General features: G+C 66.0%; 11 protein-coding genes. 3 read left to right on the top strand and 8 right to left on the bottom strand.

Annotated features, from left to right (window positions below; translation table 11 throughout):
- Window positions 1-37: 37 nt before the first annotated feature.
- Window positions 38-2,782 (bottom strand): sensor histidine kinase, encoded by a 2,745-nt coding sequence (locus tag AC5WNI_RS13895; RefSeq protein WP_175089241.1) that lies wholly within the window; start codon window positions 2,780-2,782, stop codon window positions 38-40.
- Window positions 2,783-2,833: 51 nt separating this feature from the next.
- Entirely contained in the window at window positions 2,834-3,490 is a 657-nt protein-coding gene (locus AC5WNI_RS13900; protein WP_242007689.1) for a putative pterin-binding protein, read from the bottom strand.
- A 272-nt stretch (window positions 3,491-3,762) separates the two neighbouring features.
- Here AC5WNI_RS13900 and AC5WNI_RS13905 point away from each other — a divergent pair, with 272 nt between their 5' ends.
- Together AC5WNI_RS13905 and AC5WNI_RS13910 are read left to right on the top strand one after the other, a co-directional pair.
- Window positions 3,763-5,982, top strand: coding sequence for a metallophosphoesterase family protein (locus AC5WNI_RS13905; protein ID WP_495928551.1), 2,220 nt, complete (start codon window positions 3,763-3,765; stop codon window positions 5,980-5,982).
- Window positions 5,966-6,940 (top strand): histone deacetylase family protein, encoded by a 975-nt coding sequence (locus AC5WNI_RS13910; RefSeq protein WP_254627049.1) that lies wholly within the window; start codon window positions 5,966-5,968, stop codon window positions 6,938-6,940. The genes AC5WNI_RS13905 and AC5WNI_RS13910 overlap by 17 nt, the downstream gene beginning before the upstream one ends.
- Window positions 6,941-7,082: 142 nt before the next feature.
- On the opposite strand, the gene AC5WNI_RS13915 is transcribed toward AC5WNI_RS13910, so the two are convergent.
- The 4 genes from AC5WNI_RS13915 to modA form a co-directional block, all read right to left on the bottom strand.
- Entirely contained in the window at window positions 7,083-7,898 is an 816-nt protein-coding gene (locus tag AC5WNI_RS13915) for an MOSC domain-containing protein (protein WP_175089239.1), read from the bottom strand.
- A 59-nt stretch (window positions 7,899-7,957) separates the two neighbouring features.
- Window positions 7,958-9,181: a molybdenum ABC transporter ATP-binding protein gene (gene modC, locus AC5WNI_RS13920; protein ID WP_487885686.1), complete on the bottom strand. Its 1,224-nt coding sequence runs from the start codon at window positions 9,179-9,181 to the stop codon at window positions 7,958-7,960.
- The gene (modB, locus tag AC5WNI_RS13925) at window positions 9,174-9,866 is read right to left on the bottom strand and encodes a molybdate ABC transporter permease subunit (RefSeq protein ID WP_043334370.1); all 693 of its coding nucleotides are present in this window, start codon (window positions 9,864-9,866) and stop codon (window positions 9,174-9,176) included. Before modB ends, modC begins: the two co-directional genes overlap by 8 nt.
- A gap of 174 nt (window positions 9,867-10,040) precedes the next feature.
- Window positions 10,041-10,841 carry a molybdate ABC transporter substrate-binding protein gene (gene modA / locus AC5WNI_RS13930; RefSeq protein WP_175089237.1) on the bottom strand — a complete coding sequence of 267 codons (801 nt, stop codon included), beginning with the start codon at window positions 10,839-10,841 and terminating at the stop codon, window positions 10,041-10,043.
- A gap of 516 nt (window positions 10,842-11,357) precedes the next feature.
- On the opposite strand from modA, the gene AC5WNI_RS13935 reads away from it, so the two are divergent.
- Window positions 11,358-12,272, top strand: a complete 915-nt coding sequence (locus AC5WNI_RS13935; RefSeq protein ID WP_175089236.1) for a LysR family transcriptional regulator — start codon at window positions 11,358-11,360, stop codon at window positions 12,270-12,272.
- Between the two features lie 75 nt (window positions 12,273-12,347).
- Here AC5WNI_RS13935 and AC5WNI_RS13940 read toward each other — a convergent pair whose 3' ends face one another.
- Window positions 12,348-13,037, bottom strand: a complete 690-nt coding sequence (locus AC5WNI_RS13940; RefSeq protein WP_175089235.1) for a glutathione S-transferase C-terminal domain-containing protein — start codon at window positions 13,035-13,037, stop codon at window positions 12,348-12,350.
- 86 nt (window positions 13,038-13,123) lie between these two features.
- A complete protein-coding gene (locus AC5WNI_RS13945) occupies window positions 13,124-13,843 on the bottom strand; it encodes a glutathione S-transferase N-terminal domain-containing protein (protein ID WP_166020010.1) in 720 nt (239 codons plus the stop codon).
- Window positions 13,844-13,853 lie beyond the last annotated feature (10 nt).

Here is a 13,853-nt window from a genome sequence, read left to right on the forward strand (position 1 = left end):
ATCTGGCCGAGGGCGGCTTTGCTGGCGCCAGGCTGTGCTAGCGCCAGGCCTGACCGGCATCGTGGGCGATGCGGTGATCACGAATCTCGGCCAGCAGCGCCGCCACCGCGGCCTCGATGCGGGTGCGCGGCGTGTCGGATGCCAGCAGCAGCTCCAGCTGCAGGGCGGCATCGCGCAGCAGGTCATGATCCAGGGTGGCGGCGCTGCCCTTGAGCAGATGGGCTTCATGCTGCAACTGCTTCAGGTCCATATGATCCACCGCCCGTGACAGGCGCTGGGACTGCTGCTCTAGCTGCTCCTCGAAGGCCGCCTCGAGGGCCGCGATGCTGTCGGCATCCAGTTCATCCCGCAGCGCAGGCGTCGCGGCCTGTGCAAGCTCCGCCGCTGAGCCGCCAGATGTCCACGACTCCCCTGTGTTCATGCTCGTGTGCCCCCCTTCTGCCCCTTCCCGTTCGCTCTCGTCCTCGCCCGCATGCTCACGCCGCTCGATGGGGCCAGCCGCCGACGGCTCACTGACCTTGTCTGCTTCAGCTTCAGCTTCAGTCTCAGTTTCAGCTTCAGCCTCGGCCTCGGTGGCACGCGCCTGGGCCTCATGGATCATGCGACGCCGCGCAGCGGGGGAATCGAGTGATGCCACCAGTGACGCCGCACGCGCGAGTGCCTCACCGGTTTCCGGCGGTGCCTCGAAGTGAGGCGGTCGCTCAGTGGTAGGGGAATAGTTGATCGGATCGAAGGGCTGGGTGCTGGCGAGGGCATTGACGCGCCATTCGCCGAGGTCCTGGCTGCCCGACTGCCAGCGCGCCAGCATGCTGGCGAGCTGCTGACGCCGGATCGGCTTGGACAGGAAGTCGTTCATGCCCGCCGAGAGACAACGCGCACGCTCCCCCGCCGCCACATTGGCCGTCATCGCGACGATAAGGCTCGGCGCACGCCTGTCACTGTGCTCCATGGCGCGCCAACGCCGCGCCACCGCAAAGCCGTCCAGTCCCGGCATGCGCAGGTCGAGCAGCACCAGCACCGTATCGCGCTGGCGCGCATACCACGCCAGCGCCGCCTCGCCACTGTCGACCGTCGTCACCGTGTAGCCCAGGCCACTGAGCATGGAGTGGGCCACTTCGCGATTGATGTGATTGTCGTCGACCACCAGAACATGCTCGCCACGGCTGAGCGGCAGGGGCGCGGAGGTGAAGGCCGGTCGCTTGAGCGCCGCGGCGCGTGGCAGCGGCAGCTCGAACCAGAAGCAGGCACCCTTGCCCGGGCGTTGCTTGAGGCCCAGTCGCCCACCCATCAGCTCGACCAGCCGCCGTGAGATCGAAAGCCCGAGTCCGGTACCGCCGAAGCGGCGCGCAGTGGAGGCATCCCCCTGAGTAAAGGGCTCGAACAGCTGGGCGGCCTGTTCTTCACTGACTCCGATGCCGGTGTCATCGACCTCGAAGCGCACGCGCCCCGCCGGCAATGCCTCGACCAGCAGACAGACACGCCCCTGCTCGGTGAACTTGAAGGCATTGGAGAGCAGATTGAGCAGCACCTGACGCAGGCGCACCGAATCGCCCATGACCTGCTCGGGCAGCTGGGCGGAGCGGCGGTCATCGAAGACGATGCGCGTGCTGTCCATCTGCGGCAGCAGCAGGTCGATCACGCCATCGATGGCCGTGTGCAGTTCGAAGGGGCGTCGTTCGACGCTGAGCTTGCCGGCCTCGATCTTGGAAAAGTCGAGGACATCATCCACCAGCCCCATCAGCACTTCGCCGCTGTCGCGCAGACTGCTGGCATAGCGATGCGCACTGCTCTGCAGCGGTTCGGCCAGCAACAGCTCACTCATGCCGATCACACCATTGAGCGGGGTGCGAATCTCGTGGCTCATGGTGGCAAGAAACTCGGACTTGGCGCGACTGGCCTGTTCGGCCCGCGCCGCCTCGTGCTTGAGGGCCGACGACATCGCCAGCATCTGCAGGCGGGCCTGTTCACGCCCGCGGGCCTGCAGCCAGACCTGACGGCAGACCATCAAGGTGGCCAGCAGCATCAGCGCCAGCAGCAGCAACATCAACTGCACCAGGCTGTCGCGGCTCTGACGCTCGCGGGCCAGCTCCTCGGCCAGGCGTGCGCGTACCCGCAGCAACAGCGTCTGGGTGGTATCGCCCAGCGCATCGCTCAGCTGCTGGAACTCCGCCGCCTCGCGACCCTCGGGCCCCAGCACCTGGGAACGCTGTGCCGCGTCAATGTCTGCGGAAGCGTCGTCAGCCTGGGCGCCCTGCACCGGGCCCGTGCCCTCGAACACCGGGCCATGCCGCCACTTTTCCAGCCGCAGATCGAGATACTCGATCTGGCTCATCAACTCATCGGCCAGCAGCGGCACGGCCGGCAGGGTCATCAGGTGGCGCTGGAAATCCCCCCGCCGGAAGATATAGGTGCGGCTGTAGAGCAGCTCGTAATTCTGCAGCACCTCATTCCAGATGCTGGCACGATCGGCTGGCCCGGCGACGCGATAGCGCGCTATCGAGGAGGAAAGGCTGACCGCCTCGCGATCCAGCTTGTAGATCGACCAGACGGCGTCGTCGCGGGTGCGGTCTTCCAGGCTGACCTGGTTGTGCAGGATGGTGCCACCGATGCCGATGGAGGCCAGCAGACACAGGATGCTGATCGCCATGCCCAGCCACAGCGGCCAGCGCGCGGGGGAATTGCCGCTTCCGCCTACACCCGACGCGGCAATGCCCTGATCAGCAAGGGACTGATCAGCAGCGGTGCCTGAAAGCGGGGATCTTTCATCCGGCGACTGATTCACTGCATGACTCCATGTCATCTTGCGCCTGAGGGGTCAGGCGCCAGCCCTCGCTCACTCCAGCGTCAGCCCGGTGACCTGCCAGACACTGCGAAAGCGTACCTGCTCATTGAGCAATTCCGGATGAGCATCGAAGGGATACAGCACGAACAAGGGCCCGAGGTCACGCACCGGCATGCGCTCGCCGTCGCGGCGCGTGGCCAGCAGGACATCGAAGTCCTCGATGTCGCTGAGGGGAATCTCGGCCACGAAGTCATTCAGTGCCCGCACCTTGAGCCCCCTGGCATCTTCAGACACCCGCGCCACCAGCTCGCGCAGCAGCGGGCCGGAGAAACTGACACGTCCCTGGGTCCAGGGGGTGTGGGTGGCCACCACGCGCGACGGCATGGCCTCGAGCATCGCCAGATCGAAACGCGCCCGCGGTGCCTGCAGGGAACCGGCATTGCCACAGCTGACAGCGCCCTCGACCGTCAACACCACCGGCCCGCTGGGCGCAGGCAGGCAGTCATTGGCCGCCAGCACGTGGCGCTCGCCTGTCGCCAGCGGCGCCTCGGCGGCCAGGGCCGCAGGGCTGAAGAGACTCGCTGACAGGGTTGCGATCAGGCTCGTTGCCAGGGCGACCTTGCGCCAGATGGAGCTGCGCGAGCCGTGCCCGCGATTGACTGGCCTGGACAGCGGACTCACGAGGCGCTTCGCCGATGGATCATTCATGCCGGTTTCCCATGCTATTGTGCGAACGCCATGTGCATTCAAGGGCCCAACTTTACGCTAGCTCGCGCATGCTTTGCGAGCCTGCGAACCTCGCGCCATGACGAGTTGTCACACTCAACGCACGGAGCCACTCATACGCCCAGGCCCAGGCCCAGGCCCACGCCTGCGCCCATGGCTGGCGTTCGTCGCCTGTTACGCTATCGCTTGTTAAGCGTCAGCTGATGATAGTCAGCTGACCGCTATCCGTCTCCACCTGCCATCGAGCCTGCTTCATGTCTGCCATTTCGTCCGCTTCGCTGCCTGCCAACGGCTCTCCCACACCGACTGCTGCCCTGCCCCGCGTGCTGGCAGGCCCGATATTGCGCCGTGTCACCGCCGAGGGCGTGATGCTGTGGCTGGTGACCTCTCGCCCACAGCAGGCGCGGGTGTGGCTGCTGCCGGAGCAGGACGCGACACCTCCCACGCGAGGGGAGGATGGCCTGCCGACGACATCAAGCTGTCGGCTGACGGAGCATCTGGCGATGCCGCTGGGGGAGCACGCCTGGCTGCTGTTGATCGAAGCGCATCCCGACACGCCCTTGCCCGCCGACTGCGCCATCGCCTACGAGCTGGGCCTGGCGGAGCCGTCAGCGACAACGACAGCGTCATCGACAACGGAAGCGTCAGCATCATCGACAGACACGCTCGAATGGCAGGGCATCGCCGACTGGGCGCCACAGATCTGCTACCCCGGTGAAAGCCTGCCGCGCTTTCGACTGCCGTCACGCCTGACGCGTGTCGCGCATGGCAGTTGCCGCAAGCCGCACCACGGCTTGAGTGACGACGAGCAGCAGGCGCAGCAGAGTGCGGAAGATGCTGCGTCGACCGATCGCCTTGAGACGCCGCCGCCCAAGGGCCCGGGTGGCGATGGACTGGTGGCGCTGGATCGCTGGCTGAGCGAGCGACGTGAGAGCGTCGCCGAGTGGCCGGAGGTGATGCTGTTCACCGGCGATCAGATCTACGCCGACGATGTCGCGGGGCCGATGCTGGGCGCGATCGATCAGCTGATCGCGGGGCTGGGGTTGCCGGAGGAGACGCTGATGGAGGCCGAGGTCTCCGACACTCGCGAGCTGCGCCAGCACCCCTCGCACCTCTACCACCGCCCGCAGCTGCTGCCGGACATGCCGGCCAACGAAGGTGTGGCCGCCAGCTTCTTCGGTGCCAAGCGCAAGCCCATCTTCACCTCCACCGGTGCCGACAACCACCTGATCGGCCTGTCGGAAGTCATCGCCATGTACCTGCTGGTGTGGTCTGACGTGCCGTGGGAGGCGCTGGGCATCACGCTGGAAGATCCCTTGTCGCTCGAGGGCCATGACGACGCCACCCGCGAGCGCCATGCCACCGAGGCCCGCCATCTGCGGCGCTTCTGTGGCGGACTCGGTCAGGTACGTCGCCTGCTGGCCAATGTCCCCAGCCTGATGATCTTCGATGACCACGATGTCACCGATGACTGGAACCTCAGCGCTGCCTGGGAGGAAGCCGCCTATGGCCACCCCTTCTCGCGCCGCATCATCGGCAATGCGCTGACTGGCTATCTGCTGTGTCAGGCCGCCGGCAACGGGCCGGAGCCACTGGCGGAGCTGCTGGAGGAGGCTCGGGCGCTGTTCACTCATGCCCTGACTGGCACTGACAAGGAGCTTACCGACAAGATCTCCGCCGACACGGCGCAATCTGATCACACTGCCAAGGCCGCAGACGGCCATTTCGATGTCGAGCGTCAGGAGGCGCTGATCGCCCACCTGCATCGCTGTGAAAGCTGGGATTATCAGCTCGACACCACGCCGCCGCTGATCGTGGCCGATACGCGCACCCGCCGCTGGCGCAGCGAGCGCAAGCTCTCGCATCCCTCGGGGCTGATGGACTGGGAGGCACTGAGTGAACTCCAGCAACGCCTGGTCGGCCATCCGGCCGTGGTGCTGGTGTCCCCGGCGCCGATGTTCGGCGTCAAGCTGATCGAGAGCATCCAGAAGCTGTTCACGCTGGCCGGCAAGCCGTTGATGGTCGATGCCGAGAACTGGATGGCGCATCGCGGCGCGGCCAGCGTGATGCTCAACATCTTCCGCCACTCGCGCACGCCGCAGAACTTCGTGATCCTGTCCGGCGATGTGCACTACTCCTTCGCCTACGACGTGCGCCTCAAGCATCGGCGTTCGAGCCCGAGCATCTGGCAGATCACCAGCAGCGGCATCCGCAATCGCTTCCCGGTCGGCCTGCTGGATGTGCTCGACCGTCTCAATCGCTGGCTGTACGCCCCGCGCTCGCCGCTCAACCTGCTGACACGCCGGCGCAACATGCGTGTCACGCCGCGCCGTCACGATGCGGCCAGTCAGGGCGAACGCCTGCTGAATGCCTGCGGCATCGGGCTGGTCGATCTGGACAGCGAAGGCCGCCCCGCTGCCATTCGCCAGCTGACCACCGACGGCCAGGAGGTGCACTTTGTGCCCCGTCGCTGATGCCCACTGCCCGCCGCTGGCGCTGATTCACCATCCCGGCTACCGGATCGCGCTGCCCGAGAAGCATCCCTTCCCGATGGACAAGTTCAGCGTGCTCAAGCGTCTGCTCGACCGCCAGCTGGCCGACTGCGCCTCGGCCGTCGACTGGGTGACGCCTCAACCCGCCGAGGAAGACGACCTGCTCAGCGTGCATACCCGCCGCTATGTGCATGAATTTCTCACTGGCACCCTGAGCGTGCAGGCTCAGCGGCGCAGCGGTTTCGTGTGGAGCGAGGCACTGCGCGAGCGCAGCGTGCTGGCCGTGGGCGGCACCATGACCACCGTACGCGAAGCGCTCAAGCGCGGGCTGGCCTGCAATACCGCGGGCGGCACCCATCACGCCCACCCGGAGGCCGCCAGCGGCTATTGCCTGCTCAATGACATCGGCGTGGCGGCGCATCAGGCGCTGGCGGACGGCGTGAAGCGCGTGCTGATCGTCGATCTCGATGTGCATCAGGGCGACGGTACGGCGTTGATCTTCGCCGACGAGCCGCGGGTCTTCACGCTGTCACTGCATGCCGAGAGCAACTTCCCGGCACGCAAGCAGCAAAGCGATCTGGACGTGCCCTTGCCCAGGGGCATGGGCGATACGGACTACCTGGCGGTGCTGAAGCGTACACTTGAGGAGGTGCTGACGCGGGTACGCCCGGAGCTGGTGATCTTCGATGCCGGTGTCGACCCGCATGTCGCGGACAGGCTCGGCCATCTCGAATTGAGCGACAGCGGCCTCTACCGGCGCGAGCGGCATGTCATCCAGCGCTGTCGCGCGGCGGGCGCCGCCGTGGCCTGCGTGATCGGCGGCGGCTATGACCGCGATATCGAGGCGCTGGCATGGCGTCACAGCCAACTGCATCGCGCCGCGCTGGATATCTGGCGCGAAGCCCATGGACAACCTGTCCTGTTCGGGCCTCCCGCCTGAGCAACGGAGCCCACGCTCCGGAGTGACAACGAAAACGCCCGCCATCGTTGATGGCGGGCGTTTTCATGCTGCTGTCCAGCGCCAGCGACATGCGATAGCGACATGCGATGTCGGCGGACCAGCAGCCGCTACATGACAGGACTCACTTGAAGCGCGTCACTTCCACCTCATCGCCGACCTTCACGCTCGCGCTGCGTGAAGGGTCAACCGCGACCAGGTTGTAGCCGAAGTGCACCTGGCCATCCGCGAAGCGGCGCACCCGTGCCAGCGTCTTGAGCGGCTCACCGTCGTCACGCTTGTCGCCCGTCGCCGGGTCGACGTTGACCATCGCACAGCGGGTGCAGGAGGACACCAGCGTGAAGCGTGTCTCGCCGATGCGCACTTCCTGCCAGCCATCCTCGGCCCATGCCTCGGCGCCGCTGATCACCAGGTTGGGCCGGAACTGATCCATGCCATGGTCCGCACTCGGGGTCTGGGCGTTGAGCGCCGCCAACGAAGCCTGATTGGCCAGCAGCAGCGGAAAGCCATCGGCGGCGCTCACGCGCTGCGCGATGATCTCGCGATAGCGCTCCGAGCGCTCGCCCAGCCAGCAGAGCCTGACCGGCATGCCGATCTGCTCGCTCAGCCAGGCATCAGCCTCAAAGCTCACGCTCAAGGCAGTGAACCGATCGGCCCATACCTGGATGTCGAGACGCTCGGCCTGGTCATCGGTAGCAAAGCTGACGCTGCCGCATTCGGGGCGGTCCAGATGCCACAGTCGCCACTGGCCGCTGGCGTCTTCGCGCAAGGCCAGGCGCTGCATCTCGGGATGCGTGCGCGCGGTGACGAACTTGCCACGCGCCGCGACCACCACGAAGCGGCGGTCCTGCGCGAGCCCTTCCTCGCCGAGCGTCACTGTCTCCAGCGCTTCAGCGGCGCCGGACTTGAGGGGATAGCGCCACAGGTGGGTCAACTGCATGGGAGGTTTCCTTGCCAGAGTCCATCAATTCGAGAAATCAGTGAACGGCGCGAGCGGTGTCAGCTCGCGGACGAAGCAGAGCCATTCGGCTGGGCCGCATTCGGCTGGGCCGCATTCGGCTGGGCCGCAATCGGCTGGGCCGCATTCACCACGGGGATGTCGTCATCCATGGCGTCAAGACTGATCACGTCGGGGCCCGAGAGCGCCACGCTGGAGATCAGCGCCTTGACGCCCAGCCCGACCTTGAGGCCCAGCTCCTGACAGACCAGACGATCGACTCGCGCCCTCACCCGCTGGCCGGCAATGCCCAGCACCAGCTCGGCGCTGGCGTGGCCACGCTCGCTCTCGATCTCGTGGATCACGGCCGGCAAGGCATTGCGCAGGCTGGTGTGGGACGGCGTCTCCAGCGCGATGCTGATGTCACGCGCCCGCAGACGCAGTCGCACACGACGCCCCACCGGCATCGCCAGCCGCGCCAGCTTGAGGCTCAACCCGGCGCCCAGCCCCAGACGCGTCAGCTGCCAGTCATCATCGTGCGACAGCACCTCGGCGGTCAGCAGCGAGCCCGCTTCGAAGCGGCCGGTCTGCGGTGCCAGGTCCAGCCGTGACAGCATGTCACCGATCTCGCCGCTGGCCGTGATGCGGCCGTTGTCCACCAGCGCCAGACGGTCGGCGACTGCGAACAGCTCGCGGGTGTCATGACTGACGAACAGGATCGGGATCTCGATCTCGCGCGCCAGCCGCGTTATGTAGTGCAGCAGCTCCTGCTTGCGGGCGCCGTCGAGTCCGGTCAGCGGCTCATCCAGCAACAGCATGCGCGGGTGTGACAACAGGGCGCGGCCGATCGCGACACGCCGCGCCTCGCCACCGGACAGCTGGCCGGGCATGCGCGACAGCAGGTCCTCGATGCCCAGCAGCGTCACCATCTCATGCAGACGTGACTGGTTCCGTTGGCGCTGGGCGGGTGTCAGGGCGCGCGGCATGCCGTAGCGGAGGTTGCCGCGCACGCTGTAATGCGGAAACAGGCGCGGTTCCTGGAAGACTACCCCGAGCCTGCGGCGATGCGCCGGCACGAAGATATCGTTCTCGCCGCCCGTCAGGCACTCGCCGTCCAGGCGCAGATGGCCATGGTCGGGACGTTCGAGGCCTGCGATCAGGCGCAGGATGGTGGTCTTGCCGCTGCCGGAACGCCCGAAGAGCGCCGTGACGCCGCGCGCCGGCACCTTGAGCGTGGCATCCAGCGTGAAGGCGCCCTGCTGACGATGGAGGTGGAAATCAAGCATCACGCCCCTCCATGCGCAGTCGCGCGCGACGTGCCAGCCATTCGGAGGCCAGCAGCGACAGCATCGCGATGACGACGGCGATGGCGCACAGCCTGGCCGCGGCGCCTTCCTGGCCCGGGGTCTGGATCAGGGTATAGAGCGCCAGCGGCAGTGTGCGGGTCTCGCCGGGGATATTGGCGGCGAAGGTGATGGTGGCACCGAATTCCGACAGCGCACGCGCGAAGGCCAGCATGCCACCGGTGAGAATGCCCGGCAGCGCCAGCGGCATGGTCACCGTGAACAGCACACGCAGCGGGTTGGCACCCAGGGTGCGGGCCGCGGCCTCCAGCCCCGGGTCGATGGCCTCCAGCGACAGGCGCATCGCGCGCACCATCAGCGGAAAGGCCATCACCGCTGCCGCCAGCGCCGCGCCCTGCCAGGTGAAGGGCAGCACGATATCGACCTTGGCCAGCCACTGGCCGATGGCACCATTGCGCCCGAAGGTGACCAGCAGCAGATAACCGACCACCACGGGCGGCAGTACCAGCGGTAGATGCAGCAGACCATCGACCAGTGCCTTGCCACGAAACTCACGTCGCGCCAGCCACCAGGCCGCCGCAAAGCCGGGAATCAGGCTCAGACCGACCGCGACGCAAGCCACCTTGAGGCTCAGGCTCAGGGCTTCCCATTCCAGCGCACTCAGCATGGATCTTCCTCAGACGAAGACAGGTTCTCGCACATGACGTGACGCCAAGAGCCGGCAGACAGCCCTGCCCTCCTTGCTCACGCCGATGTGACAGCAGGCTTCCAGTGTAGCGGCCTCATCTTGCCGATGACATGCCAGCGTATGACGCAAGGCACCTCGACACTGATCCAGCGGCTAGTCGGTCTCAGGCTGCGCAGCAGGCTCCTGCTGGGCGAGCGTGCTGAAGCCGAAGCGATGGAAGATGGCGCCGGCCTCGTTGCTGGAGAGCCAGGCCGAGAAGGCCTCGGCCTGTGACGACGGCGCATCACCGCCACGACTGATCAAGGCGGCGGGATAGCGGATGGGGTCATGGCTGCTGTCGGGCAGCAGGCCGATCTGATGCACCCGATGACTGATGGCGGCGTCGGTGGCATAGACGATCCCCAGCGGGGCCTCGCCATGCTCGACCAGCGCCAGCGCGGCGCGCACGTCCTCGGCGCTGGCCAGGCGCGAGCGCAGCGTCTGCCATTGTCCCAGCGCTTGAAGCGACTGACGCGCATAGATGCCCGCGGGCACGTGGTCGGGGTCGCCGACGGCCAGGCGAGTGTTGCTGCCGGTGGCGGCGAGGCGCTCGGTTACATCAGTGACATCCTCGGCATTGCTGACACTGGCATCCAGCTGGCTGGGGCCAGGCGCGACCAGCGCGAGACGGTTGCCCAGCAGGTCGTGACGGCCGGTGACGACGATACCGGCCTGCTGCTCCAGCCAGTCCATCCAGCGCTCATTGGCCGACAGGTACAGCTGCGCTGGAGCCCCATTGGCCAGCTGACGCGCCAGGGTCGAGGACGAGGCGTAGACCGGCTGGATATCCACGTCGGCGAGACGCTCGTAGCGCGCCTCGATGGCATCCAGCGCATCATGCAGCGAGGCGGCGGCCATGACACGGATCTGGGGGCGTTCGGCTGCCTGAGCGGGCGCGGCCAACAATGCCAGCATCAACGGGGCCGCCAGCCTGGCGCCCCTCCACAGCGCTGATGAAGGAGATAGCGCTGACGAAGGAGTGGGCACTGATGACGCAAGCCGTAGCGGAGAGGCAAGCAAGGCGGCCCGGGCGCGCAAGCGGGTAGCGAATGACATCTACAGGGTCCTTGAACAGTGACACGCAGCGACGAGGCCTGCTGCGCATTGATCTCGCCATGATGCCGCGCTCGCTCGCCATGTGCATCTCATGTGGGCGCAATTGCCGCGCAGGGCGCGGAAACCGTCAACCCTGTTTGTCGAACGCCAGCGACAGCCGCCAGATGGCGGGTATTTCGCAGCATCCGGCTACAGGCAAACGCGAATCACTCACATGTATGCCATTCTCTCGGCCAGATCGGCTACAATGCTGGCCAAAATGGCAGGGAGACGCTGGCCCCACACCCCAGCAACGACGCGATTCCTGCTTTCATGCTTTCTTTCACGCCATTTGCCGCTTCAACGGCAGACAACAGCGGCGGGTGCCACCAAGTCATGCCTCCAGTACTTGACGAATTTCAGGGCCTCAGTGCCTTCGATGCCATCATGCGCTACGGCAATCTGGGCGCAGGAGCCGAGCATCTCGGTATCTCCAAGTCCACGCTCAGCCGCCGGATCAGTCATCTCGAACATCAACTCGGCCAGCCACTGCTGCATCGTCAGGCCAACCGCCTGATTCCCACCGAGGCCGGCACGCTGTTCTATCAGTACTGCCAGCAGATGCTGTCGCTGGGCGAGCGCTCGCAGATCGCGCTGGATGAACTGCGCGAGGAGATCAGCGGTGATATCACCGTCAGCGCGCATCCGCACTTCCTGCGTGGCTGGTTCAATCATGTGCTGACCGACTTCATCGAAGAGTATCCGGGCATCCGCCTGACCCTGACCGCCAACCACCTGCCGCCGTCGCGTGATGACGACCAGGTGATGCTGTGGCTGTGGGAAGGGCCGGCCAAGGACACCGGGCTGCGCGAGGAGATCCTGGGTCAGCAGCAGCAACATCTCTATGCCCACCCCAGCTATCTGCGCCAGCATGGCCATCCGCAGCATCCCGGCGAGCTGACCTCCCATGACTGGGTCAACCTGATCGACCGCCATCACCCCAATCTGGTGCTCAACCACCCCGAGGAAGGCGAGTATCGCCTGAGCCTGCCGCCGTCACGCTTCACGGTCGACAACGTGGTGGTGCACGCCGACCACATCGCGCACGGTGCCGGTATCGGCCTGCTGCCGGACTACCACGTGCGCACCCGGGCGACGGCGCACCCGGGACAGTTCGAGGCCTGCCTGCCCGAGTGGAAGGGGCCGTCGATTCCGGTCAGCCTGCACTATCCCTTCGGCCATCCGCCGCGCAAGCTCGGCGCCCTGCTCGACCATATCCGCCGTCGTGTGCCGACGGACTGGACCCGCTGACCGGTCGGCCTGACAGCGCTGCAGGCCGACAGATCAGCGGTTGCTTCACGACTTCACAGCAGCACTGACCGTTCGTCAGGATTGCTGCCCGAACAGATGACGGCGCGCTTCCTCATCCATCGACACATTGGCGGCCGGATTGATGTCATCGATACGCGCCATTGCCCGCTTGACGCCATCACGCTCGGCAATGCGGGCACGATAGGCGGCGACCGCCGGGAAGCGCGTCAGATCGATCTCCTGCTTCTCGGCCTTCAGCCACGGCCAGATGGCCATGTCGGCGATGCTCAACTCGTCCCCCGCCACGAAGTCACGCCCCGCAAGCTGGCGCTCCAGCACGCCGTAGAGGCGCTCGCCTTCCTTGTGATAGCGCTCGATGGCGTATTCCACCGGTTCTGGCGCGTAGTGCTTGAAGTGGTGCACCTGACCGAGCATCGGCCCCAGGCCGCCCATCTGCCAGTGCAACCACTGCAGCACATCATTACGCGCGCGCGTCTCGCGCGGCAGGAACTTGCCGCATTTGTCGGCCAGGTACTCCAGAATCGCGCCGGACTCGAACACCGAGATCGGCTCACCGCCATCAGCAGGCGCATGGTCGACGATCGCCGGCATGCGATTGTTGGGCGAGATGGCCAGAAACTCCGGCGCGAACTGCTCGCCCTTGCTGATGTTCACCGGAATGAGACGGTACTCGAGTCCGGCTTCCTCCAGAAAGATCGTGATCTTGTGGCCGTTGGGCGTGGTCCAGTAATACAGATCGATCATCATGGGCTCCTTGTCTGGAACAGCACGACATGGCCCGAACGCCCTTCAGCGTTCGGGCCATGAGAAAGGTCATCTCCGATGCCAGATTACTGCGCAATCTCGCTGGCACGTGGCGCCTTGCGCGCCATGCCGTCGTAGAGATCCATCATGCGCTCGCGCCACTGCACCAGCGGATCACTGGGGTCTTCCGTCTCGCCGAAGGGCGAGGTGTCAGAGACGATATGGGCCCAGATGAAGAAACCGAAGATCAGGTAATCTGCCGCCGCCGGGGCATCACCATCCATGAAAGGCTGATTGGCGAGCAGGCCACGCAGCGGCTTGAAGGCGCTGTCGAGAATGCCGCGCGCGATCTCGACGTTATGGAACTCCTCGAAGGACATGCCGAAGCGGGCTTCACGGGCGCTCTGGAAGTACTCGCGGTCATCCGGGTGAATGGCCTGCACCAGATCCAGCGCCACCAGGCGGAAGAAGCCGACGGCCATGACCTGCTCGGCATAGACCTTGACGAAATTCAGACGCGCCTGCGCCTGGGCATCACCGATCAGCGGGCCATTGCCGGCGTTCGGATAATGCGCGTCCAGATGCTTGAAGATGTCATAGCTGTCCATCGCCACGCCGTGCGCATCCTTGAGCACCGGCACCGTGGTGGAATCGCAGAAGTCGATCGGGCTCTTGTCGGTGAACAGCATCGGCACGAGTTCTGCCTCGATGCCCTTGTGCGCCAGGGCCAGACGTGCGCGCCAGCAGAACGGCGAGAAACGCAGGCGGTCATCACGGCCACGCAATTCATAGAGGACTGGGGTCATGCGGGACTCC

The sequence above is a fragment of the Cobetia sp. PDI-12MA genome, from assembly GCF_059507695.1.